The organism is Liquorilactobacillus capillatus DSM 19910 (assembly GCF_001434915.1).
Classification (GTDB): domain Bacteria; phylum Bacillota; class Bacilli; order Lactobacillales; family Lactobacillaceae; genus Liquorilactobacillus; species Liquorilactobacillus capillatus.
The window spans coordinates 1-25,003 of sequence record NZ_AZEF01000061.1; the positions used below are offsets into that span (position 1 = coordinate 1).

Sequence of the window (25,003 nt, forward strand, 5' to 3'; positions counted from 1 at the left end):
AAATCTGTCATTAGTAATAGAGAAATCTATTACCAACAACAGATATTGTAGAACCAATTTTGGCACAGCTCCCTTTTTTATTGCGTATAAACGTGTTCCATAAGTCAAAATTCTCCGTCTAACTTCGAATTACTCATAGCAAAGTACTCGCTATGTTCGTAATTTCGAGTTATTACTCAAATTTTCCCGGCTTATGTCACACTCTCCTTTTTTATTTTACTCTCTTTTGACCCTCAGCACACATTGACAATAAAGGGCAATCAGCACAATGCGGATTACGCGCTGTACATTGATATCTCCCCCAGAAAATCATGCAATGATGTGCCTTTATCCATAAGTCTTTCGGTAATTTCTTCATCAAGGTCTTTTCAATCGTTAGTACATCTGCTTTTTGCGGAACAATACGTAATCTTTTTGAAACACGGGTTACATGTGTATCAACTGCAATAGCTGGAATATTAAAGCGCTCAGCTAAAACTACATCAGCTGTCTTACGACCAACACCAGCCAACTGCATCAATTCCTGCCGAGTCCGTGGAACCTGACCACCAAACTTGTGTACAATATCCTTTGCGCAAGCAATAATATATTTCCCCTTATTACGATACAGCCCAATTGAATGTACCAATGGAATAACATCTTCTATCTCTGCAACTGCCAATGTGGCTGGAGTCGGGTATGTATCAAACAATCGCGGTGTTAACAAGTTAACAGCCTTATCTGTTGTTTGTGCACTCAAGATAACCGCTAAAAGAAAATGGAAGTCTGTGTCAGCTTCAAGTGATGTCCGTGCTTCTGGAAACTTTTCACTCATAATCGTGATAGCCTTGACCGTATCTTTACCACTTAACATTAATGCTCATCTCTCTTCTCAGAGGAATCCGACCAATGGTAAAGTGGAATATCTGGTTTATCATAATTGCGTTTAGACGCTCTTTTGTCTGTACTCTCATTTTGCCTACGCTGACGAACTTTCTGCTTTTCACGCTGCACATCCTGCGCTGTTCTAATATGTTGCCGCTCCCAGCTCAATAATACCCGATCAATGTATTTTAAACTATAAGCTTGATTCAAAACAGCCTCACGTAAGGCCAATAAGATCAGTGCCGGATCATAATGATCTTCGCCAAGCCATAAATTAATTGTTTCTAATTCGATAGGCGATAGTGACCGCCCAAATTCAACTTCAATACTACCAAAAACCTGATCACGACTAACTTTATTTTCAGCATCAATTTTAACTTTTTCATTTTGCTGATGCTTAAGTGCTAGTTTTTCAAATAATAAGTCAAATTGATAAATATCATGTTTTCTACCATTATCATCCGCGATTGTTTTGATCTCCATTAACTTCTTTTCGATCAAGCTATGTAGCATCTGATAAACTTCAGCTGTACTTTTACCCATTTTCTCAGCTAGTTTTTCAATTGCGGGAAACGGTTCGCCTTTTTGAATAAAGCTGTCTATTTGTAAATATAAAACAAACTCACCGTCATCCATTCCCAAAGAATGATAATTATGCAGTACAAGATTTGCGACCGTCATCTGACCTTCGTGTAAATATGCTCGTAGTACTTTATCCATTACTATTCCCATCCTTTTTTAATAGCTAAATAACTATAAAAAAACAGCCAAGATAAACAACTCTACCCTAACTGCTTTTAGTCTCTTATCAAGGATAAATACGGTTCAACAAACGTGGGAACGGAATTGCCTCACGAATATGATCTTCACCTGTAATCCATGTCACTGCCCGTTCTAAGCCTAGGCCAAAACCAGAATGCGGTACACTGCCATAACGGCGTAAATCAAGGTACCATTGGTAATCAGCCTTATCAAGTCCAGCTTTTTCGATCTGTGCTTCAAGATAAGCTGGGTCCGTTGCTCTTTCAGAACCACCGATAATCTCGCCATATCCTTCTGGCGCCAAGAGATCAGCACAAATGACAACATCTTCACGTGTTGGGTGTGGCTTCATATAAAATGGCTTGATCGCTTTAGGATAGTTCAAAACAAAAACTGGCTTACTGAAATGTTCTGCCAGATATGTTTCTTCAGGTGAACCAAAGTCTTCACCCCACTTAACATCCGGAAAATCCCCAGCTTTTTGCAGCAGTTCAATCGCTTCATCATAAGAAATACGTGGGTATGGCAGCTCTGTATAACGCTGCAAAACTTTAGGATCACGCCCGAGAAGTTTTAAATCATACTGACAATTATCCAAAACCTTTTGAACAAGAAAAGCAATGTAGCGTTCTTGGATCTCTAAACTTTGTTCTTGATGCATAAATGCCATCTCAGGTTCAATCATCCAGAACTCAATCAAATGTCTTCTGGTCTTTGATTTTTCAGCTCTGAAAGTTGGTCCAAACGAGAAGACCTTACCAAAAGCCATTGCCCCTGCTTCTTCATACAACTGACCAGATTGTGACAAATACGCATCCTTATCAAAATATTCCGTATGAAAAAGCTCAGTAGTCCCTTCTGGCGCTGAACCAGTCAGGATCGGTGCATCAAACTTAACAAAACCCTCTTGGTGGAAAAATTCATAGGTAGCTCTAATTACTTCGCTCCGAATCTTCATAATTGCGAATTGCTTCTTGGACCGCAACCAAAGATGACGGTGATCCATTAAAAAATCGACCCCATGTTCTTTGGGTGAGATCGGATAATCTTGGCTTGCACCAACTGGTTCAATACTTTCAATCTCAATCTCATAACCAAAGTGTGACCGCGTATCTTCATGAATCTCACCAGTTACATACATACTCTCTTCTTGTCTAGCTTCCTTTGCCAATGCAAAAGTCTCTGCACTAACATTGCTCTTAACAACAACGCCTTGAAAAAAAGCTGTCCCATCACGTAATTGCAAAAAAGCGATCTTCCCGCTTGAACGTTTATTCGTTAACCAAACACCTATCTTAACTTTTTCATTAACATGTTTCTTTGCATCAATAATACTAATCGTCTCCAACAACGCGGCCCCCTACATATGTTTTTCAATAAATAATTTAATTCGTTTTAAAGCTTTATTTAAGCTATCTAAGTCAGTAGCATAGCTCAATCTAATATGTTCTGGCATTCCAAAGGCAGCTCCAGCTACAACAGCCACATGTGCTTCCTCAAGTAAGGCAGCAGCAAAATCCTCAGTAGTTGAGAAACCCGTCAGTTTAACTGTTTCCGCAACATTAGGGAAAAGGTAAAAAGCGCCTTCTGGCTTATCTGGTAATTTGACACCAGGTAACGCTGTTAACTGCGGATAAACTATATTCAATCTTTTTTCAAACTGGACCCGCATCTTTTCAACAACACTTTGGTCACCTGTCAAAGCTTCCAGCGCAGCATATTGGCTTACAGCTGCTAAATTGCTCGTTGCATGGCTGATAACAACGTTCATCTTCTGAATAACTTCACGTGGCGCAACAGTGTAACCTACACGCCAACCCGTCATAGCATAGGCCTTAGATAAGCCACTCACTAAAATCGTCTGGTCTCTGATAGCTTGACCAAGTTCAATCAACGAAACGAACTGATGGTCATTATAAACCAACTTGCCATACATATCATCTGCAATGAGCACAACATCATTTTTAACCGCCCATTCACCAATCTGCAACAACTCATCTCGAGTATAGATTAGGCCTGACGGATTTTGCGGTGAATTAATAATGACCGCACGGGTTTTAGCAGTACGCGCCTTTTCAAGCTCTGTTACAGTAACCTTAGCCTTATTTGCTGGCATTACAAAAACAGGTTTTCCGCCCGCAAGTTTCACTTGCTCACCGTAACTAACCCAATAGGGCAATGGGATCAATACTTCATCTTGCTCGTCAAGCAAAGTCTGTGCAAGGACATACAATGAGAACTTACCACCAACAGTAACTGCAACCTGTTCGGGCACGTATGCAACTCCAAAGTCCGACTGTAAGCGATCGCAAACAGCTTGTTTTAAAGCTGTGATACCCGTTGCAGGCGTATAAAAGTCCGACTTTCCTGCTTTAATCGCTTCGATCGCAGCCTCTTTAATCCGGGACGGTGTATTAAAATCTGGTTCCCCAACACCAAGATTGATGACATCAATTCCTGCTGCAATCATTTTCTTAGCTTGAGCTGAAAGCGCCAGTGTTGCCGAGGGTTGAACCTGCATAACTCTGCTTGCTATTTTCATCTTTTACACCTTCATTATTCTAAATATTTTGAATTGTTTTAACTAATGAACCATCTTTAAATGAAATCAAATCATAGCATAAATTATTATATTTATTTAGATATGTTACTTCCCAGACCGGCTTTTTTTGCCACATCCCCATTGCAACTTTAGTTATCTTCCGCGGCTGCTGATCACGCTGGACGATCGTCCGAGCCTTTTGCTCATCAATCCCCTTATCATGCGAGTAGATATTTATCTGCCCACCCTTTTGGGCAATAACGACGTAGACATCCTGTCCACTTGTATTCTGACCTGTAACAGTAAAGTATGTCCGCTGTCTATTATACCAGTAAAAATTCTTCACCGTCTTCAACTTAGCATACTTACGTGCCAGTGTAGTTGCTTCTGAACGAGCTTCCTTCTTAGGTGCTGTTAACTGCGTGTAAATAATAAAGGTCCCAAAAATAATGATCACTGCCATTGCAAAAACCATTATTTTTCTCAGTCTGCTTCGACCATAATTTTTTCTTTTCATAGACCCCTCTCATCTCTTCTATAGCTGTAATAAAACTATTATGTTCGCTTTATTATAGCAATAATCAAATTTTTTTTGAAGTCAAGGTGACGGTTTTTCCCAAAAATTCACTAAATATTTTTTCAATTCGTCCGTTTTAATAACTTTTAGCGGCATTGTAACTGGAAAGACTCTCCGCATCTGATCGCCATAATTCTTAGTAATAATTCGGCTGTCAAGTACGATGACGACTCCACGATCAGCTGGGGTCCTAATCAAACGCCCCAAACCTTGCTTGAGACGCAGCATCGCTTCAGGCAGAGCAATATTCTGAAAGGGATCCTGCCCTGTGAGTGCTAATTGATGATATTTAACCCGATTAAGCAGTGTATTCGGCGCTTGGAAAGGTAAACGTGTGATAATCAATACTTCTAAACGCTTTTTAGGCAGATCAACACCTTCCCAAAAAGTCCCTGCTCCCAATAAAACCGCGTCCTTAGACAATCTAAAACTTTTTATCAGCTTGGCATTGCTCCCTGTAATTCCTTGGGCCAAAAGGTCCCGCTGTAAAGTAACGCCTTTTGCACTGAGGGCGTGGTAAACTTTTTCAATCATTGCTAATGAATTAAATAAAATCAGTGTTTGGCGCTTATTAGATTGGATAATCACCGTCAAGGTTTCTGCCAAGTAGGCGACATACTCATTTAAATCATGTGTAACATCCGGTGCATCGGCTGCTATCAAAGCCAGAGCCTGCTTATGGTAATTAAAGACACCTGGTAATTGAATCAGTGGTGTCTCCCGTGGTAAATCCAACTGGTCAAGCGTATACTCCGTTCCATTCGGCAAAAGCAGACTCGCGCCAACAAAAAGAACATGGTCGAAATTGTGATAGATATACGGACGTAAAAAATTAGTTGCCCGTAATAGACCAAATTGAAGCCGCAAATGTGCATTAGGATGATCTAATGGCAGGGTGAGCCAAACAACCGTTTCATCTACCTGCTTTTCAAGCTTATTCAAGTCTAAACGCAACCAGTATTGCTGGTAAGTATTCAGTTTATCTAGAAGTTCAAAAAAACCATTTAAGAAATGGACTGCTTCTTTGTCTAAACGATCTGCCCCCTTAAATTGCTCGAAGCGCTGCCGTAATTGCAGCGTTTCATGATCAAGCTCTGCAAAAGCCTTAGTAATGTAACGGACACTGGCATAGTTTTCTTTGATAAAACCGCGTAATCGTTTCATTGGAACAATACTTTCAAAAAAGGTTTGTTTCTTATTTCCCCGTGGAATAAAATAGTGAACTAACTTACTCCTAAGAAGTGGGAAACGTTGGTCAAGCACACGTATCTGCGCTAAAATGGCCTCTCTTTCGGCACTAGTTAAGAATTGTTGTGCTTCTAATTGGTTAAAAGCAAAAGAAACTTTAGATTCTGCCTTAACTAAAAGTGAATCACAGAGAATCTTAAGCTCATCAAAATCAATTTCATTACGATTGCTAGTCAGTGCCATGCTGGAAAGATGTTGTGCCTCGTCAATAATCAGGTTTGTACGCGTATTGCCCAATGAGTCAGCATGGTTCAATAAGTAAGCATGGTTTGTTATCAAAAGGTCAGCAGTTGCCTGATAAGTATGCTGCCGCCGAACAAAATCAAACTTTGCAAATTTACTTCCCTCTTCAAGATTCTCAAGTCCATGGTGTCTGATCTCATCAAATAATGGATCTTGATACTTAGTTAAGTGTAATTCAGCTAAATCACCAGTTTTAGTAACTGTCAGCCACACCAGTAACCGTAGCTGCAATAACCGTGTCTGTTTTCCTTGCGGTTGATGTAATGACCAGTTGAATTTCTCTAAATCAAGGTAATGCTGACTCCCCTTTAAGACAGCAGCGGTTACTTCAAAAGGTAGAATCTGCTGTAGCAATGGTAGTACCTGTTCCTTCATCTGCGTTTGTAAAGCTGTTGTTGCTGTACTGATCACAATTTTTTGACCAGTACTGGCGGCATATGCGGCAGGTATCAGATAACCTAGTGTTTTACCTAGACCGGTCGGTGCCTCAAGAACCAGATATGAATGTCTCTTTTCTTCAAACAAACGATGGATATGATCCATCATTTTTATTTGTGCTGGGCGCCACTCAAGCATCTTAGCAAAGAGCCTTCTTTTGGCATCCTCGCTTACAGGATATCGTCCCTCTTGCCGTGTTCTGACATCAGACTCAAAGCGGCGTAAAACAAGGCCGCTTACTTCTTGCAGATAGGGAGGAAGTACATTAGCTTGACGCTGTTTCTTCTTAAGTGCTTCCTTAAAACATACCCCGGTTTGCATCAGCAGACTATTCTGATATGATGCAATCACTTCAAGCACTCGTATTGGCAAATTAGCAATAGTTTTCAATAAAAAGATCAGTAATTGTGCTGTTGCTTCAGCATCACTATCCGCATGGTGCGGATGTTGGTGGCTTAGATTAAGATATTCACTTAAATAACTCAATTTAAAACTAGACAATGTTGGCAACAGGATTTGACTAAGCTGAACTGTGTCTATTCCCTGCAACTCACATGCTGGATAACCTATTCGTTCAAATTCCGCATTTAAAAAGCGATAATCAAAATTGATATTATGTGCTACAAAAGTCGTTTCCTGTAGCAAAGCAAAAATCGTTGCTGCGACATCCTCAAATAATGGTGCCTTTTGCACATCTTTATTTGTAATACCTGTTAAATGCTGAATTTCTTTTGGAATCGGTATTAGTGGATTAATCATTGTGTTAAAGCGATTAATTATTTTCCCACCCTTAACAAATGCACAACTGAATTGAATTATTCGATTTGTCCCATCAATACTAGTACCAGTCGTCTCAATATCAACTACCGCGTACGTGCTTGCCAAGCTCATTGTTCCACCGACTTTCTTCGCATAATCTACTCGCCATTTTAGCACATATTTGTCTGTTTAAGCGTTCTAAATTAAAATCCGTTAATCAAGCACTAGTTCCTAGGCCTCAAAGATAATCTTATTCAATATTTAAAGATTTTAAGGGTTGTTATATTGTCAGCAGGTTGATTAATATGTATAATCTTATTTGTTTGTAACAAGATTATATTTAGAATAATTTAATCGTCTTTGTAGTATGATATTATAATAATAGTAACTATTTATGATAGAAAGGAAGCATCGATTTGGTTAAAATTATGCGTTCCGGAAGTGGAGAAAGCCACGCTAAAATTATCCTAATTGGAGAACATTCTGTCGTTTACGGGCGGCCTGCTATCGCGCTGCCGCTCTCTAAAGTAAAAACTAATGTACATATTGAAGAAACAGACAGTGGTACGCAAATTTTGCATAGTCGTTATTTTGACGGAGAATTGCGGAGAGCACCTGCTTCCTTAGATGGAATAAAGCAGCTGATTAAACACATCTTGGAAGAACTTTCAGCTACAGAAGATTCTTTCATTATGACAATCAATAGCGCTCTTCCGGCTGAACGAGGTATGGGGTCATCAGGGGCAACTGCCATTGCTGTCATTAGGGCTCTGTACTCCTATCTTAATAAGCATCTTACCCATGCTAAATTACTTCAACTTGCTGATATCTCAGAAAGCATCACACATGGTAACCCCAGTGGTTTAGATGCTTCTACATCTGCAAGTTCGCAACCTGTTTGGATGGTTAAGCACCACGAGCTTTTACCGTTACCAATTAATTTAAATGCTTGTCTGTTGATCTGCGACAGCGGTATAAAAGGACGGACTGGTGAGGCGGTCGCAAGTGTCAAAAAACGCTTAGAACTTGAACCACATGAAACACAAACTTTACTTGAAACCTTAGGTAAGCTGGCCTTTATGGCACGGAAACAAATTGCTAATGATGATGCTACTGGTCTAGGACAGACTTTTAACGCCGCACAGGCTCAATTAGCTGCACTTGGTGTCAGCAACAAGCAACTTGATGAGCTTATCAAGACGAGTCTTGATCTTGGTGCATTAGGTAGCAAATTAACTGGTGGTGGACGCGGTGGGTGTTTCATTTCCCTAGTCAGAGATCAAGAAGAGGCCCAACGAATAGCAGCGCAATTACACACACATGGTGTTACTAAAACATGGATTCAACCGTTAGGAAACGCTTCTGAGGAGGAGAATAACTAATGCCTGTAAAAACCTTTACGGCACGTGCTCACACTAATATTGCATTAATCAAATACTGGGGCAAGAAAAACCAGGACCTGATCCTTCCCATGAATAATAGTCTTTCACTAACACTTGATCACTTCTATACCGATACTGAAGTATCTTTCGACCAAACTTTAAAACAAGACAGCTTTTATCTCAATCACGAAAAACAAGATACTGCTAAAATTACTCGTTTTATGGATTTAGTCCGTGCTAAAGCACATCTCAATTCATTTGCACGGATCAATTCAATCAACCATGTGCCTACAATGGCTGGACTAGCTTCATCAGCCTCAGCGTACGCAGCTTTAGCATTAGCTGCCAGCAAAGCTGCTGGGCTAGAACTGTCTCGTCCTGATCTTTCTCGACTCGCGCGCAGGGGGTCTGGTTCTGCAAGCCGATCAATTTACGGCGGCTTTGTTGAGTGGCAACAAGGACACGATGATCAGAGTTCTTATGCGATCCCCATCGAAGAGGACCTCAACTGGGATCTTTGTATGATCGTTGTTGTTATTGATAAGGCTAAGAAGAAAATCTCAAGTCGAGTTGGGATGCAACTAGTCATTGAAACCTCACCCTTCTACCCCGCTTGGATCAAACAAGCTGAACAAGACCTGAGTGCTATCAAAAAAGCTATCAAAGAGCGCGATTTTAAAAAGATGGGAACGATTGCTGAAGAGAATGCGATGAAAATGCACGCACTGAATATGAGTGCTAGTCCGCACTTCAGCTACTTTGAACCTGCGAGTATTGAAGCAATGCAGCTAGTAGAATTATTGCGTTCAGAGGGTATTTACTGTTATTATACATTGGATGCAGGTCCTAACGTCAAAATTCTTTGCTCAGACAAGGACAGCAGTCGTATTTTAACAAGACTTAGAACTAGATTCGCTAAAAATCAACTATTGTTAGCTCACTCGGGACCGGGTGTTCGGCTGATCGATAAAAAATAAGATTATAACTAATTTGTTGAAGGGGCATGATTTTTTGATTACGGTCAAAGCACCAGGAAAACTTTATATTGCGGGAGAATATGCAGTTGTTGAAACCGGCTTCCCTGCAATTCTAGTGGCACTTAATCAGTTCGTAACTGTTACCGTCAAAGAAAGCGGCGACTATGGCTCAATTTATTCACAACAGTATCGGGAGAACTCACTTCTCTGGAAACGTGAAGGCAACCATATGGTTTTCGATAACCGTGATAATCCATTTCACTATATTCTTTCTGCCATTAAGCTAACAGAAACCTACGCGCAAGAAATCGGCAAAAAAATGAAATGTTACCACCTAAGAATCGATAGTGATCTAGATAGTCCTGATGGTAAAAAATATGGTTTAGGCAGTTCTGCGGCCGTTACAGTGGCTACTGTCAAAGCTTTATGCCATTTCTATAATTTACCGATGACAAAAAGCCGGCTCTTTAAATTAGCAGCTATTGCACATCTTGATATTCAAGGAAATGGTTCACTGGGTGATATCGCTGCTAGTGTTTATGGTGGTTGGATTGCTTATAATTCTTTTGACCGTAACTGGTTGAAAAAAGCACGTCACCGTTATTCACTGACAGCCCTAATTGATCGTAAATGGCCGCAGCTCAATGTTGAATTGCTGACTCCCCCCAAGGAACTATCTTTACTAATTGGTTGGACCGGTTCACCAGCATCAACATCGCATCTTGTTGATGCTGTAGGCCTTAAAAAGGCTGAACAGGTCAAAAACTACCAAAAGTTTTTACACGATAGCCGCGCCTGTTTAAAAAGAATGATTAAAGGTTTTCAGACGAAGAGCTTGGCAACCATTAAAGAGGAGATTCGCCGCAATCGTAAACTCCTACAATCATTAGGAGTATTAAGTGATGTTCAAATTGAAACACCCCTTCTCCATGCACTTTGCGAGACGGCAGAAAAATTTGGTGGTGCCTCCAAAACCTCAGGCGCTGGCGGTGGTGATTGCGGAATCGTTTTAATTAACGATTCTAGTAATACTCAGGCACTCTTAGCGAACTGGAAAGAAGTTGGCATCGAGCCCCTAGATCTCCATGTCCACCGTGTTAATGATTAAGAAGTGAAAGGAAGCTGACTGGATGGATACACATTCTCATCGCAAGGATGAACATGTTTTTATCGCTGAAAAACTTTATCAGGCTGATAGCCATAATGGATTAGAACAGGTAAAGCTCTTCCCGCATAATCTTCCCGAGATCGCATGGGATGAGGTTGATATCACAACGACCTTAGCTGGGAAAAAAATTCCAGCTCCTTTTTTTATTAATGCTATGTCTGGTGGTAGCCCAGCAACAGCTAAGTTAAATGAAAAGCTAGCCGTTGCCGCTGCTGCCACTAGTATTCCTATGGCGACCGGCTCTGAAAGTATCGCGCTAAAGCTGCCAGAGACTGCCGCTAGTTTTAGTATCGTACGTGAAAAGAATCCTGTAGGAATCGTCTTAGGCAATTTAGGCGCGGGCCACACTTTTCAAGATGCGCAAAAAGCAATTGCTCTACTCAAAGCTGATATTCTTGAACTTCATTTGAATGCGGCCCAAGAAATCGTCATGCCTGAAGGTGATCGTAGTTTCAAGTGGCGTGCTAGCATTGCAGAAATTGCCGCTAAGTCAACTATCCCGATCCTAGTTAAGGAAGTTGGTTTCGGAATTACCCCACAAACTCTACAACAACTGCATGAGATTGGGATCAAATATGTTGACCTCTCTGGCCGTGGGGGAACTAATTTTGCCAAAATCGAAAATCAACGTAGGCGCGGCAAAGATTTCCCATTACTTGATGATTTTGGTCTTTCGACAGCGGAGACTTTAATTGCCAGCCAACCATTCCAAACACAATTCTCATTTACAGCTTCTGGCGGGATCAAAAATGCTCTTGAGATCGTGAAATGCTTGGTCCTAGGTGCTGATAATGTCGGTCTTTCCGGTTTATTCCTGCATACTGTTCTTAAACAGGGCAGTACTGGCTTAATTGAATTAATTAGTCAGCTCAAATACCAGGTCCAAGCCTTGATGGTGTTATTAGGCTGTCATAACATCGCAGAATTACGTAAGACCTTTTTCACGTTGTCACCTGAGCTAGATTCTTTTCAAAAACAGCTTTTAAAAAAATAAGATAAGCCAGCAGTTATCTCAACAACATGCCAGCTTATCTTATTTTATTTTTTCAAGATAGGATGTAACCGCAATCCTTTAGGAAAGAAATTCTTGATCGTTCCATTGACTAACTTGCCAAAACTAAAGCTCTTATTTTCACAGCACAGCAAATACCAACCATTTGCATATGCTGCATCATTATACGGGATAGTATTGCCTTGAACATAGCTTTCCCATTCTTCATGTGTCAAAGAGATCTTCCAAATTGCCCTTTCTGTTCCCAAGTACAACGCCAACGCATAGCTCGGCTCGAACCTTTTCTTTTTAAAAACCCCCAGTTCTAAACCTGGGCGAAGAAAGCGTAAACCATCAAGGTTAGGACTGCCTTCAGGAGACCAATAGAGATGTTCTCCCCAGCAAGTTAAGTTTTTTAATGAGAGTTGTGTCTCATTGTTAAACATCGACTCTTCAAAAGCCGTCCACAACGTACGTTCACTGCTGACCAAACTGCGTAAAACTTTTTGCTTGGCTTTCTTTTTACGCTTTTCTTTACGCTCTTCTTGCGGACGTTGGTCTTGCAGCTTAGCGATAAAATGACCTTCTCCCTTAAAGTGGTGTGGAAATAAACGAACCGTCCCGCTTAAGTGCGGATCGCCATTAGCCAAGTCAGGCCTTCCAGAATCCATCCCTGACCACTTTTTTAGGGGGACAACTTTAAAATAATTATACTGCTGCAATAACCAGGCAACGATCTGTTCATCTTCTTCCGGCGCAAAAGTACAGGTTGAATATATTAGTTGCCCGCCTGGACGTAACATTTTGACCGCGTCTGCTAAGATCTTACGTTGTCGTTGGGCACATTCAGCTGCATAGTTGGGATGCCAATATGCTATCGCCTGCGGATTCTTACGAAACATCCCCTCACCTGAACAGGGAGCATCAACTAAAATCTTATCAAAAAAGCCGGGTAGCTTTTGCGCTAGTGTATGCGGATCTTCATTTAAAATGACAACATTAGCTGCTCCGACTCGCTCGATATTCTCCGCGAGTATCCCCGCACGTTTCCGATCTATTTCATTTGCAACCAGTAATCCCTCACCCGCTAATTTAGCTGCTACTTGAGTTGATTTTCCTCCAGGTGCCGCACATAAATCCAGAACACGTTCTCCAGGAACAACTTCTGCTACTTCACCGACATACATAGCACTTGGCTCCTGACTGTAAACATAGCCCGTCTGGTGTTCTAATGAGCGGCCTGAGACACTTCCATAGTAACCGGTTGGAACATATGCAAGTGGATGTGACAAATCTAAGTTAACTTCAGTAGCATTCTCTCTCAAAGTATTTAGTCTAAAACCTTTATTAACCTCTCCAGCTAGGCTTTCAAAAAAAGCGGGCGCTTCAGCACCCAAGATTTCTTGATATTTAGAGATAAAACCTTCTGGTAAGTTCATCTATTTAAATCCCCTTTATTTAACTTTTTAGTTTGCCCTTTCAATAAAATAACATACAAACAATTAGCTAAGAGATAGAGTGCGCCATTGTAGACAAAGATAACTGCATATGAGGTGATATTGAAGACCAGCAAACCGATAATTGTTCCAAAGATAACACCTAACGCGTTAAACAAAGCAAAGAATTGCCATTCGTCAAAGATGAATTTTTTGATATCTTTCTGTAAGAAAACTGCAGCTAAATACTCTTTGCGTGCCGGTAGTAAACATACCAATGCTCCACCTACAAAAGCAAGTGCAACTGCAATCAAGCCCAAAAGTTCTTCCCAATGAGATGCTGCCCATGAGTCTTGTTCAATCAAGAAATGCTTATGATTAATATAACGAATAGATGAAGCTGCTACTGTCTTTTTAAGTATCCTCTTATCCAATACCTTTTTACCATCAATCACGATTCGAAAGTTATTTGCCAACATACTTGTGCGCTGGTCTTTATTTAAAGTGATAAAGATTTGGTTGTCTAAATCAGAACCATGATGATTTCCCATAACACCCAGAACAGGAATATATTTATTGTTGATTTTTAAATAGCTTTGATCTTTGGGAGTATAAAGCTTCTTCTGATAGCTTTGCCCAACAACCGCAACATTAACCTGTGATTGAAAATCAGCCGTTGCAAAAAAGCTCCCTTTTATTAACGGTGGGACAGCAAAGTTCCCTATTCCATAGAAATAGGTGATATTTTTATGTTGTTTATCTTGATAATGCACCTGAATATCATCTAACTGAGCTGTTTTTTGTAATCTATCATTAAGTTGTTCAATGGTCAGCTTCTTGCTGAGAGTAACTATATATGCATTTGCGGAAAGATTGTGATTATTCAGCTTGATCGTCAGGTTGCGTTCTTGGATCTTTAAAAATAATAAGACACTAAGAAAGGCTAGTATTGCTGCATACACTACCAACCATACGTTTTTCTTTATCACAGTAATTCTCGTCCCCTAACTGACCATGCTAATGAATGCCTAGTGCCATCTTAGCGTATCTTGTCATTTTATCGATCGACCATGCTGGTTCCCATACAAACTTGACATCAACTTTTTTAACTTCTGGGATGGATACTAACGCACGATCAACCATATCAGCTAGAATATCTGTCAGTGGACACCCCATCGTTGTTAAAGTCATTCTAATCTCACATAAACCGGATGTATCAAGATTGACTTCATAAACTAAGCCCAAATTAACGATATCCACACCTAGTTCAGGATCAATTACGTCTTCTAGCTTTTCAAGTATCTCATCCTTGATTGTTTCTTGGTCCCTTTTTTCTTCCATAGGAAGTCCTCCTAGCTAAATAGCTATTTAATTAACACTTATGCCAAATAAACTGCAAATTTATCTGCCATTTCGACTGTTGTTTCATATGATACCTTATGCACCGCGTCTTGGGTAGTAGTGAATGTTACCTTTTCTGCATAGGAATGGTCCTTGATCTTATCAAAAAAAGTTTTCGTTGGTTGATATGGTACCATCGGATCGCTTGTTCCATGCCAGAAATGTAGTGGCCGCCCCGCGATTTTTTGCGGATTCATTGAAAGATCGATCAGTTCCAAAGCTTTAATTTGCTGTTCAATGTAGTTAGGATCAACATCTTCCATTCCCGGTATGGCTTCTAAAAGAGCCCGTGCGAAATCACAGGGAGCCGGTGATCCCATTAAACACACAGCTGCCGTTATTTGCGGATAAGTGCGTAACAAAGCACAGGTTGTAATTCCGCCCATTGACAAGCCACTCACACCGATTTTTTCATCTTTGATACCGGTCGTTTCACGATAATAAGCTAGTAACTGTGGAAATTCCTTAATCGAGTTCACAATTATCTGCCAGAACTCGAGCTTATGTTCAGATGTTTTACCCACGACAAGACGCTCACCATGATAAAGAGCATCTGGCAAAACTACCCGAAAACCTCTTTTAGCAATCTCATAACCTTGCGTTAAAACCTTTTCCTTACACCCTGTCCAACCATGGTAAAAGAAGACCAGCGGCAACTCTTCTTCTGCCTTGACAGACTGAACGACTTCCAGCACTGGAATCATCCCTATTTTTTTTGACTTAATTATTATCATGCCGTCGCCTCCATAGTAGTATGATAACATTATACAACGACAGTAAAGCCAAACTCTAGTAAATAACTTGCTTTTATGGTATCTTAAATTCTATCAATCTTTTTTATTATGAGGTGAATAAACGTGCAACAAAAACTAATCGCATTAGATTTAGACGGGACCACTTTGAATGAGCATTCCGTTATCAGTCCCCGGACAAAGGTTGTCTTGCAAAAGGCGAGTCGTGCCGGACATATTGTTTCGATCGTTACCGGCCGCCCTTATCGGATATCTAAACAGATTTATGATGATTTAAACATTAAGACACCTATGATCAACTTTAACGGTGGATTGGGACATATCCCGCATCAAAAATGGGATAAAGAATATCAAAAAACCTTTCCGCGTGAAATCGCCTTTGATTTATTAAAAAATATGAAGCACTTAGGTATTAAGTTGATGGCTGCTGAAAAGAAATCCATGATCTTGGCTAACAACCCATATGCAGTACAAGACGATTTTTTTCCCGCATCACTTAACTCTGAGCAGATCTTAAATCAACAAAATCTAAAAACTGATCCAACATCGTTAACAATGTTAGTTGATGAACACAAAAAAGCTGCTATTATCAAACATCTCAATCAGGTCTATGGAGCAAACATTGAGGTTGGCGTCTGGGGCGGAGTTAACCCGATTCTTGAACTTGAGCCCAAAGGTGTTAATAAAGCTGAAGGTATCAAGTATCTTGCTGACAATTATAAAATTGACCGCAGTAATATTGTTGCCTTCGGTGATGAACATAATGACCGTGAGATGATTGACTATGCTGGTTGGGGCGTTGTGATGCGTAATGGAACTTCTGCGCTTAAGAGGATTGCTAATGACATCACGACTGCTGATAACACACATGACGGTCTCGCAACCTATCTTGAGAACTACCTTAAGTTAGCCAAATAAAATAACATCATAAAAAAAGACTTTACAGAACTTACGTATGTTAGCTAAGTTTTATAAAGTCTTTTTTTATATTTAGGGTACTTGAATTACATTCCTAGGTCACAAGCCAACATATCCGCGTACGTTTCACGCCGAATAATCAGTTTAGCTGTGCCATTTTCACAAAAAACAACTGCCGGTCGCGGATTACGGTTATAGTTACTTGCCATCGTATATCCATATGCTCCAGTGGAAGGAATGGCTAAAATATCACCCGCATGTGTAATCGGCAGTGGAACATCTCGTACCAGAATATCACCCGACTCGCAGTACTTACCTACAACTGTTACAATCTGTTCTTGCAAAGCATGAGGCCTACTGGCTAACCATGCCTCATATTTGGCTTGGTATAACGCTGGACGAATATTATCTCCCATTCCGCCATCAACCGAAACAAAATGACATACCCCCTCAACATCTTTGCGTGACCCAACTGTATAAAGAGTAGCTGCTGCTTCACCGACCAACGACCGTCCCGGTTCAATCCAAATAGCTGGCATTTTCAAACCGTAAGTGTGTACGTTTTTCTTAACCGCCGCAATAATCTCAGCAGCAAAAGTCTCAGGTGCAAGCGGTTCGTCTTGTTCAACATAACGAGTCCCAAAACCACCGCCTAAGTTAAGAACTTCAGCTTCAAAAGCATATTTTTCATGCCACTCATTCAATAAAGAAACCATCGTAGCAACCGCCATCACAAATCCTTTTGCAGCAAAAATCTGCGAACCGATGTGACAATGAATGCCTTTGACTCTCATCCGTGGATTTTCAATAAGTATTTTAAGCGCTTTTTCAGCTTGCCCGCTATGAACATCAAAGCCAAACTTAGAGTTTTCCTGTCCAGTTGAAATATACTTATGCGTTTCAGCTTCGATCCCAGGGGCCACACGTAAGATAACATCCATCGTAGCCTGTTTGGCACGTAAAATCGTATCTAGAAAAGTTATTTCTTGAAAATTATCAACTACAATACAGCCAATTCCAGCATCAACAGCCATTTCAAGTTCAGCCGGTAATTTATTATTTCCATGAAATTCAATTCTTTCAGGCGGCATTCCACCCTTCAACGCAGTAAACAGTTCCCCGCCAGAAACAACATCACAGCCTAGCCCTTCTTCTGCGATCAGCTGGTACATCGCCATAGCTGAAAAAGCTTTACTGGCATAAACTACCCGATAAGGAATCTGAGCATCTATAAAGGCCTGTTTGAAATGCTTTATCTTAGCTTTTATTTTAGAAACGTCATATGCAATCAATGGTGTTCCATATTTTTGGGCTAATTCAAGGGCATCTACTCCGCCGATTGCTAAGTGCCCGGATCGATTAATTTCAAATGAATCTGCTAAAGTTGTCAACTGCAAACATCCTCTCTTATCTTTACAAAATGTTTAAAATACTAAAAAAGCTGGGCTTACGCCCCAGCTTCAATCCCAAAAGAACTCAATTACTGTTCGTCACTCTTAAGAACACCGCCGACACTGTAACGATTCTTTTGCATTTCATTCAAAATAACATGGATATGTTCAGCTGGTGCTCCTGTATTTTTGGAAACAGCCTTGGTAACATCCTCTACTAGGTGTTTAAGTTGTTCTTGCGAGCGTCCCGCAATTAAATCAATATGCACAATTGGCATTTGCTTACTCCTCTTCTTCAGTAGTCAGTCCTTTTTTCTTCATACTGACACATCATTACTCTATGTATATTAAACCAGATATATAATTAGAAAGCAATTAAAATTCATAGAATATAAACAAGCCCAATCAGACTTATTTTCTTTGAATTTGAGTTGCCCGTGCACTAATTTTAGCTTGTTGTTCCTCATTAAAAAAGGTTCCTGCAATATCGACCGTGTTTACAAAGTTCACAAAGGCCTGCGGATCTTCCTGATTAATAATTTGTTTAAAACGATAGAGTTCATAGCGCGTTATAACAACCATCAACGTCTGACTCTCGCTACCTGAATATCCGCCCTTAGAAGGCAGCACTGTCACGCCTCTGACAACTGAACGATTTAGGGCCGGAATGACCCGTGCAGCTCTAGTCGTGACAACAAATGCCGTCAGTTTCTGGTGTGATGTGTGAATTCCATCAACCACTCGTGTCATAGCGTAGTTAGAAATAATCGTATACAAAGCACTCTGCCATCCGAAGAAGAAACCTGCAGTCAAAATAATCATCATGTTAATAATTAACATCAACACGCCCACTGATTTACCAGTTGTTTTATTCAAAATAACCGCAATAATATCCATTCCTCCCGTTGAAAAGCCATAACGTAAGGATAGCCCAACACCAGCACCAGTTAGAACGCCACCAAAAAGACCGCCCATCAACGGATCAGATGTCAAACGCTGGACCGGAATAACAACAGAGAAAAAAGTTGTCGCGATAATTGTCAGGATACTGTAATATGTAAAGTTCTTTCCTACCTTTATCCATCCCAAAATACCAACTGGGATGTTCAATAAGAGGATAAAATACCCAGTATCAATCTTAATTTGGAATAATTTATTGAGGATCGACGAGCACAGCTGCGCGACCCCATTAAAACCCGCCGAAAAAATATTTCCTGGTATTAAGAAAAAGTTCAATCCTATCGCTAAAATAACACCTGCCAGGAGTGCAATAATAACTTGTTTAAGTTCATTCACTATTTTTAATTCCATATTTGACCCTTCATCTCCCTGCTCATCAAATATAAGCACCTTATTTAATAGATTATACTAGTATCAAGACTAGTTTTGTACTAATAAATAGGCTGTTTCCCCCCACTTAAGAAGGTCAATATGCTAAAATCATTTTAACGAACAAAAACAAAAAAAGAAAGAGGTTTTAAAGTGTCTTTTAAACAAAAAGATTTTTCTGCATGCACGAGTATCCTCGTGGGTAAGAAAGCGACTGCTGACGGTTCAACTCTTATTGCCCGTAATGAAGACGCCAAGTCTGCCTGGCCTAAACATTTAGTTGTTCATCCCCATCAGGAGTTTGAAGAACCACAGACTTTTGTTTCACCTGATAACGGCTTCACAATTACTTTACCCCAAGTTAGCGGTAAATATACCGCTACACCCGAATGGACTTCTAAATTCGGTATCTTTGAGGAAGATGGTATCAATGAATACGGCGTTGCTATGAGCGCGACTGAAAGTGCATATGCTAATGAACGAGTCCTTGGGGCTGACCCTTTAGTTAAAAAGGGAATTGGCGAAGAAGCAATGGTAACTGTTACCTTGCCTTATATTCATTCTGCTCGTGAAGGTGTAGCCTACTTAGGCCATATCGTTGAAAAATATGGTGCTAGTGAAACGAACGGTGTTCTCTTCTCAGACCAAGATGAAGTTTGGTATATGGAAATCGCTACTGGCCATTATTGGGTCGCCCAGCGAATCCCAGATGATGCATATGCGGTTGTCGCTAACCAGCTTGCTATTCAAAATATTGATTTTACTGATTCTACTAACTATATGTATGCTCAGGGAATTGCTGCATTTGTTCAAGAAAATGATCTTTCTGTTTCTCACAATGAATTTAACTTTAGAAAGATTTTTGGAACTCAAGAATTAAGTGATGAGATCTATAGTACCCCCCGGGTCTGGTATGGTCAAAAATACTTAACACCCACCATTAAGCAGGAACCGATGAGTGAGGAACTGCCCTTCATTCAGCGTGCGCAACGGCTGCTACACAATGATGATCTTGAATATATCCTAGGCTCACATTTTCAAGGAACAGCCTACGATCCTTTGAATAGTACAGATCTTCACAGTTCAAAGCGCTTTCGACCCATTAGTCTTGCTAAAACACAGGAGTCTCATATCCTACAGCTTCGGCCTAACCTTCCACCTGAGATCAGTGGCTTACATTGGCTTGCACTTGGAGTCACTGCGCAAAGTATTTTTGTCCCTTTTTACGCTGGGATGACTGATACACATCCAGCTTATAAAGAAGGAACTGCTACTTACAGCTTTTCTTCAGCTTATTGGCGTTATAAGCTACTTGGGGTATTAGTAGACGCACACTATAAGCGCTTTGGTCCTGAACTAACTGCACTTCAAAAAGAACTACGCATCCTTTTTAAAAAACGAATTCGCCAAAACGACCTTCAAGCTCAGACACTGCCGCCAGAAAAACTAGCTACTTTTTTAACCACAGCAAGCACGGCTAATGCACAGTTAGGTTTAGATAAAGTAGATAAACTGACTGCACAACTGATAACAGCAGCCACAGAACTATCACCACTTAATTTTCAAACAGATGAGAACCTATAGTTATAGTCAAGCTGCATGAGCTTAACATTCTAAAAATAAAAAGTACCCGTCAAACCTAGCAGCAAAAGTAAGCAGCTAGGTTAGAACAGGTACTTTTTTAATTTCTTGTTTTACATTATTATACTTGCTGTTTTGCAATTCTCTCAATTCGTACAGCAGCTGTTAATTCACCCGAATTAGCTCCAGTTAAACGCAACATCTGATTAGCTTCATTGACGTCCAGTTTCATCTCATCATCCATATACATTTCACTATAGCCTTTGATCTTAAAAGGACCGAGATCAGAATCAATAACTTTGTCGTAATCATGAATCTCAGTCTCTTTAGAGACAATCAAGATCCGAAAGACAGAATCTAACGAGCAAACACCAACGCGCGAGAATGCACCTACCCCATCATCAAAGTCCAATAGCAGTTCATCCTTTGACCCTTCAAAATCAGACATAATCTTTTTGCGTGCCGCTTGTGTGATTGTTAAATACATTTTAACCCCTCCATCTCTTACTATATTGTACACAATATATACCAAAACACAAAAAATATGTTCGTCTAAATTAGAAAAGCTATCTCCACTAAGTTATAATCTATTTGAAGATACTTAAAGAAACGGAGTACATACCACTATGAATAATACCCACGAAATTAATAACTTGTTTTTTATTGCAGATGATCTCATTGCTCAAGATGACACAACGCGTATCATCTGTGATCCTGCGCCTGCAACAAGTGTAAAACTGCTTAGCCCTAATAATAAAAACAGACATTTTATCTTTGAAGTAGTTATTCTGACCCATCTGTCTGAAACCAATTTGCACCTTCTATATAATTTGCCTAAGAATTTAACTTGTTATCTGTCACAAGAACTCTTCCTACTGTTACAAAAAATGCAGCGGTTTAACCTCATTCCAGCCCTACCTACAATGGGAAAAATTATCCCCTATGATTATCCGCAGCAGTTAGGCAGTTTTAGTATTACTGCCTATAAAAATAACGACTCTCTCTTCGGTTCACTAGCTCTTATCCTTCGCCATAAACAGACTGCCGTTGGTTATGTTGCGGCCTTTGAACTTTATGGTGGTCATAAAAAAAGAACTAAAAACTGGCTCAAACAGATGTCTAGATCGAAACTGACTGCTTTTATTACAAGTCATACTATGCTTGAGAACAATTATTCAGCACAACTACCCACCAGCGAGAATGGTATTCAAAAATACTTTGCTAAGCAACTGCAAAAGGCCGCAGAGCAACCTGTCAAAGTACTGCTCTCACCTTGGAATCCTGAGCAACTGCATCGTTTTAACGAAACATGCGCAGACCTTAATAAAAAATTAGTCTTACCGCTCACACTGGCTCAATTTTTACATTCTTTTTTCCCAGAAGATATTATTTACTATTCTTCTAACGTACAGCAAGCTACCAAACCACTAGTTACTGAACAATTAATTTATCTAAGTTTAGAGAAAATACAAAAAGAGCCCGCTACAATCGTCTTATATGACAGCAGCATGCCCTTCTTTATCGACCCAAGTATTCAAAAAAATAGTACTGGTTACAATTATTTTAAACCAACTATTGCCCCACTGGCCCCAGAAGATATCACAATGTTAAAACAGCGGTTAAACATTACCACTATCCTACTGACTAATTAAGACTTAAGTTATCTGACCCATTTTGTAAAAAAGTTGCCGACACGTTGTTGATATAGCTTAGGATACTCATAATACGCCATCGCATGACCGGTTTTAGGAACAACCCAGATTTGTTTACTTGTTGTTGAAGCACGATAATTCTGGTACACCATTCGAGTTGGGACAAATTTATCAGCACCTCCGTGAATGAAAAAGATGGGGCGCTGATTTTTGTGTAGTTGTTTAACTGAGCTACCTTTTTTAAAGTCAAAGCCCGCTTTGGCTTCTGTAAACCAGCTCGCTGTTGTAATCAGCGGTTGTTTAGGAACTCCAAAGCGCTGTTTCAATTCATAAGTCAGTTCCTCTTCGATACTGGAATAACCGCTGTCTTCAACAACTGCCTTTACTTGTGCAGGTAGTTTCTCACCACTAGCCATCATCACAGTCGCACCGCCCATACTAACTCCGAATAAACCTATTTCAGAATGGTCACCCTTTTTACGGATAACTTGTTTAATCCACTTAACATAGTCTAAACGATCCGGCCAGCCAAAACCAATGTATTTTCCCTGACTTGTTCCTGCCCCCCGATCATCTGGTGCTAAAACGTTATACCCCATATTATGGAACATTCGCAGATAACTTGCCATTTGAAGATGATTTTCTTGGTAGCCATGCGCTACAATAATCGTTTTAGTCGTTGGCCGGGTTGCGGGAAGATAAACTGCTTTTAAATTTAAATTTTGACCAGCAGATTTCTCCGACCACACCTGCTGTTTAGTTTGGCGTAACCATCTTTTATCTTTGTCTAGCTGGACTTTCTTTTTGACTGCCATCTTGCTATTTAACGGTTTTTGCGGTTCAAACGCGAAATAATACAGGTAGGCACTTGCACCGGTAATCCCTAGTATCAACACGATAAATATCGCAAGTAAACTATAAAGCCAAACTTTTTTCTTTCTTTTAATCAACATCAATTCTCCTATACCCTTATTTAAAAAGGCGGGACTGCGTCGAATATCGCATTTTACGGTACTCCTCACGTTTTCGACTCATGACTTGTTCCCATGTCTTATATTTACTATTGTGTCGTGTTCAAAGCCCGTTATGATCCGTCACAATATCGGTGATAACAGTCGTGAGAAATACTGTTTGAATTTAAGCCAGAGAGATTGCTGTTCAAAGTATGCGGCAGTGAGCCGTGTACTGTTTTTCTCATCCTGCACAAAAATATCCACTAACTGCTGACTAACTACTTCGTCATACATGAACGCATTTGCTTCAAAGTTCAGCTTAAAACTACGATAGTCCATATTAGCAGAACCCACGACCGCAATTTTACCATCGACGACCACTGTCTTTGAATGAAGGAAACCCTTATTATACTTATAGATCTCTACCCCAGCATCAAGTAACGACTTAGCATAGAATTGGGTCGCACGGTACACAAATGCATGGTCTGGCATCGCTGGGATCATGACCTTAACTTTGATTCCAGAATAGGCGGCAATACTGAGTGCTTCAAGTAAGGAATCATCAGGAATTAAGTATGGTGTCTGAATAAAAACATAGTCTGTTGCATTATTAATCATTTTAATATAGCCTAGTTTAATACTCTCAACTTCACTATCTGGACCACTTGAAACAATTTGGATACTAGTCTTCCCTTGCTCAGATGCCAACGGAAAATACTCTTCTTTATAACTAATATGCTGTTCTTTAACAGTTGCATTCCAATCCATAAAAAAACGTGACTGCATCGCAATAACTGCGTTACCAGTAATCTTAATATGCGTGTCTCGCCAATAACCAAATTTAGGGCTGCGTCCTAAATACTGATCACCAACATTAAAGCCTCCAATATAACCAATTTGTCCATCAATAATCACTAACTTGCGGTGATCACGATAATTTAACCGAAAATTAGGAAATGAACGGCGTGAACCAAAGAACGGCTCCGCTCGACCACCTAATTCTTCTAAATGCTCAAAAAAGTGGTGTGTTGTCCCACGAGAACCGAAACTATCATAAATCACTCTGACTTCAACCCCCGCAGCGGCTTTTTCCTCTAATAATTGCCGCAGATCATTTCCGATTTGATCATTATAAAATGTATAGTATTCCACATGAACATGATTTTTAGCTGCTCTAATATCGTCAAAAAGAGATTTAAACTTAGCATGTCCATCTTCGAAAATCTCAACATGATTATGTTTGGTTAAAATTGCACTATCCGTCTCTAAAAAGAGATGAACCATTTCACGAGCAGTAGCGGTTATTTCGTCTGCTGGTAAGAGCTCCTTTTCACGCCACTGCTCTTTTTGTAATGAAACCAGCTGCTCAATCCCCATACGTTCCTGCGTTTTAATATCATATATCTTATCACGTGACAGCTTCTTGCCCACAAAAAGATATAAGATAAAACCGATAATCGGTAGAAAACTTAATACCAACAGCCAAGCCCATGTCGCTGCAATTTCACGTTTATCTTTAAAAACGGTAACGATAGCCGCGAAAATATTAACTAACCAAATTATCCGCATTATTAAACTTAATAATTCCAAAGCACACCACTTTCTTGCTAGTTACTGCAATTTATTTCGTTCATCTATA

The 25,003-nt window shown here is 40.1% G+C and carries 23 protein-coding genes; 7 read left to right on the forward strand and 16 right to left on the reverse strand.

Going from position 1 to position 25,003, the window contains the following annotated elements; translation table 11 throughout:
* Window positions 1–211 precede the first annotated feature (211 nt).
* The 6 genes from nth to FC81_RS10185 all read right to left on the reverse strand — a co-directional run bounded on the left by nth (window position 212) and on the right by FC81_RS10185 (window position 7,610).
* The gene (nth, locus tag FC81_RS10160) at window positions 212–853 is read right to left on the reverse strand and encodes an endonuclease III (RefSeq protein WP_057746540.1); all 642 of its coding nucleotides are present in this window, start codon (window positions 851–853) and stop codon (window positions 212–214) included.
* Window positions 853–1,584 carry a DnaD domain-containing protein gene (locus tag FC81_RS10165; RefSeq protein ID WP_057746543.1) on the reverse strand — a complete coding sequence of 244 codons (732 nt, stop codon included), beginning with the start codon at window positions 1,582–1,584 and terminating at the stop codon, window positions 853–855. Before FC81_RS10165 ends, nth begins: the two co-directional genes overlap by 1 nt.
* 88 nt (window positions 1,585–1,672) lie before the next feature.
* A complete protein-coding gene (gene asnS, locus FC81_RS10170; protein ID WP_057746546.1) occupies window positions 1,673–2,974 on the reverse strand; it encodes an asparagine--tRNA ligase in 1,302 nt (433 codons plus the stop codon).
* 12 nt (window positions 2,975–2,986) lie between these two features.
* On the reverse strand, window positions 2,987–4,168 hold the full coding sequence (locus tag FC81_RS10175) for a pyridoxal phosphate-dependent aminotransferase (RefSeq protein WP_057746549.1): 1,182 nt from the start codon (window positions 4,166–4,168) through the stop codon (window positions 2,987–2,989).
* A gap of 19 nt (window positions 4,169–4,187) precedes the next feature.
* Window positions 4,188–4,685, reverse strand: coding sequence for a cell wall elongation regulator TseB-like domain-containing protein (locus FC81_RS10180; protein ID WP_057746552.1), 498 nt, complete (start codon window positions 4,683–4,685; stop codon window positions 4,188–4,190).
* A gap of 81 nt (window positions 4,686–4,766) precedes the next feature.
* Window positions 4,767–7,610, reverse strand: coding sequence for a helicase C-terminal domain-containing protein (locus tag FC81_RS10185; RefSeq protein WP_235804683.1), 2,844 nt, complete (start codon window positions 7,608–7,610; stop codon window positions 4,767–4,769).
* Window positions 7,611–7,861: 251 nt separating this feature from the next.
* On the opposite strand from FC81_RS10185, the gene mvk reads away from it, so the two are divergent.
* From mvk to fni, 4 genes are read left to right on the forward strand one after another with little or no spacing between them, the layout of a single operon-like run.
* Window positions 7,862–8,815 carry a mevalonate kinase gene (gene mvk, locus FC81_RS10190; protein ID WP_057746839.1) on the forward strand — a complete coding sequence of 318 codons (954 nt, stop codon included), beginning with the start codon at window positions 7,862–7,864 and terminating at the stop codon, window positions 8,813–8,815.
* Entirely contained in the window at window positions 8,815–9,792 is a 978-nt protein-coding gene (gene mvaD / locus FC81_RS10195) for a diphosphomevalonate decarboxylase (RefSeq protein ID WP_057746557.1), read from the forward strand. The genes mvk and mvaD overlap by 1 nt, the downstream gene beginning before the upstream one ends.
* A 34-nt stretch (window positions 9,793–9,826) precedes the next feature.
* Entirely contained in the window at window positions 9,827–10,900 is a 1,074-nt protein-coding gene (locus FC81_RS10200) for a phosphomevalonate kinase (RefSeq protein ID WP_057746561.1), read from the forward strand.
* A 22-nt stretch (window positions 10,901–10,922) separates the two neighbouring features.
* Complete coding sequence (gene fni, locus FC81_RS10205) at window positions 10,923–11,954, forward strand: type 2 isopentenyl-diphosphate Delta-isomerase (protein ID WP_057746565.1); 1,032 nt, start codon at window positions 10,923–10,925, stop codon at window positions 11,952–11,954.
* Between the two features lie 44 nt (window positions 11,955–11,998).
* Here the strand turns inward: fni and FC81_RS10210 are convergent, their stop codons facing one another.
* From FC81_RS10210 to FC81_RS10225, 4 genes are read right to left on the reverse strand one after another with little or no spacing between them, the layout of a single operon-like run.
* Window positions 11,999–13,390 (reverse strand): RsmB/NOP family class I SAM-dependent RNA methyltransferase, encoded by a 1,392-nt coding sequence (locus FC81_RS10210; RefSeq protein WP_057746568.1) that lies wholly within the window; start codon window positions 13,388–13,390, stop codon window positions 11,999–12,001.
* Window positions 13,387–14,376 carry an ABC transporter permease gene (locus tag FC81_RS10215; protein ID WP_057746571.1) on the reverse strand — a complete coding sequence of 330 codons (990 nt, stop codon included), beginning with the start codon at window positions 14,374–14,376 and terminating at the stop codon, window positions 13,387–13,389. The genes FC81_RS10210 and FC81_RS10215 overlap by 4 nt, the downstream gene beginning before the upstream one ends.
* A 28-nt stretch (window positions 14,377–14,404) precedes the next feature.
* Window positions 14,405–14,728: a metal-sulfur cluster assembly factor gene (locus FC81_RS10220; protein ID WP_057746574.1), complete on the reverse strand. Its 324-nt coding sequence runs from the start codon at window positions 14,726–14,728 to the stop codon at window positions 14,405–14,407.
* A gap of 38 nt (window positions 14,729–14,766) precedes the next feature.
* Window positions 14,767–15,522 (reverse strand): alpha/beta fold hydrolase, encoded by a 756-nt coding sequence (locus FC81_RS10225; RefSeq protein ID WP_057746577.1) that lies wholly within the window; start codon window positions 15,520–15,522, stop codon window positions 14,767–14,769.
* 123 nt (window positions 15,523–15,645) lie between these two features.
* Here FC81_RS10225 and FC81_RS10230 point away from each other — a divergent pair, with 123 nt between their 5' ends.
* The gene (locus tag FC81_RS10230) at window positions 15,646–16,458 is read left to right on the forward strand and encodes a Cof-type HAD-IIB family hydrolase (RefSeq protein WP_057746580.1); all 813 of its coding nucleotides are present in this window, start codon (window positions 15,646–15,648) and stop codon (window positions 16,456–16,458) included.
* An 86-nt stretch (window positions 16,459–16,544) separates the two neighbouring features.
* On the opposite strand, the gene lysA is transcribed toward FC81_RS10230, so the two are convergent.
* The 3 genes from lysA to FC81_RS10245 form a co-directional block, all read right to left on the reverse strand.
* Window positions 16,545–17,849 carry a diaminopimelate decarboxylase gene (lysA, locus tag FC81_RS10235; RefSeq protein ID WP_057746584.1) on the reverse strand — a complete coding sequence of 435 codons (1,305 nt, stop codon included), beginning with the start codon at window positions 17,847–17,849 and terminating at the stop codon, window positions 16,545–16,547.
* An 89-nt stretch (window positions 17,850–17,938) separates the two neighbouring features.
* Window positions 17,939–18,148, reverse strand: a complete 210-nt coding sequence (locus FC81_RS10240; RefSeq protein WP_268871918.1) for a 2-hydroxymuconate tautomerase — start codon at window positions 18,146–18,148, stop codon at window positions 17,939–17,941.
* 112 nt (window positions 18,149–18,260) lie between these two features.
* A complete protein-coding gene (locus FC81_RS10245) occupies window positions 18,261–19,160 on the reverse strand; it encodes a YitT family protein (protein WP_057746590.1) in 900 nt (299 codons plus the stop codon).
* Between the two features lie 171 nt (window positions 19,161–19,331).
* Here FC81_RS10245 and FC81_RS10250 point away from each other — a divergent pair, with 171 nt between their 5' ends.
* Entirely contained in the window at window positions 19,332–20,762 is a 1,431-nt protein-coding gene (locus tag FC81_RS10250; protein WP_057746593.1) for a C69 family dipeptidase, read from the forward strand.
* Between the two features lie 118 nt (window positions 20,763–20,880).
* Here the strand turns inward: FC81_RS10250 and FC81_RS10255 are convergent, their stop codons facing one another.
* Window positions 20,881–21,246: an iron-sulfur cluster biosynthesis family protein gene (locus tag FC81_RS10255; RefSeq protein ID WP_057746596.1), complete on the reverse strand. Its 366-nt coding sequence runs from the start codon at window positions 21,244–21,246 to the stop codon at window positions 20,881–20,883.
* A gap of 139 nt (window positions 21,247–21,385) precedes the next feature.
* Between FC81_RS10255 and FC81_RS10260 the strand changes: the two genes are divergently transcribed.
* Window positions 21,386–22,411 carry a hypothetical protein gene (locus FC81_RS10260; protein WP_057746599.1) on the forward strand — a complete coding sequence of 342 codons (1,026 nt, stop codon included), beginning with the start codon at window positions 21,386–21,388 and terminating at the stop codon, window positions 22,409–22,411.
* A gap of 8 nt (window positions 22,412–22,419) precedes the next feature.
* Here FC81_RS10260 and FC81_RS10265 read toward each other — a convergent pair whose 3' ends face one another.
* Together FC81_RS10265 and cls are read right to left on the reverse strand one after the other, a co-directional pair.
* Entirely contained in the window at window positions 22,420–23,358 is a 939-nt protein-coding gene (locus FC81_RS10265) for an alpha/beta hydrolase (RefSeq protein ID WP_338041720.1), read from the reverse strand.
* 147 nt (window positions 23,359–23,505) lie between these two features.
* Window positions 23,506–24,954, reverse strand: coding sequence for a cardiolipin synthase (gene cls / locus FC81_RS10270; protein WP_057746604.1), 1,449 nt, complete (start codon window positions 24,952–24,954; stop codon window positions 23,506–23,508).
* Window positions 24,955–25,003: the final 49 nt, after the last annotated feature.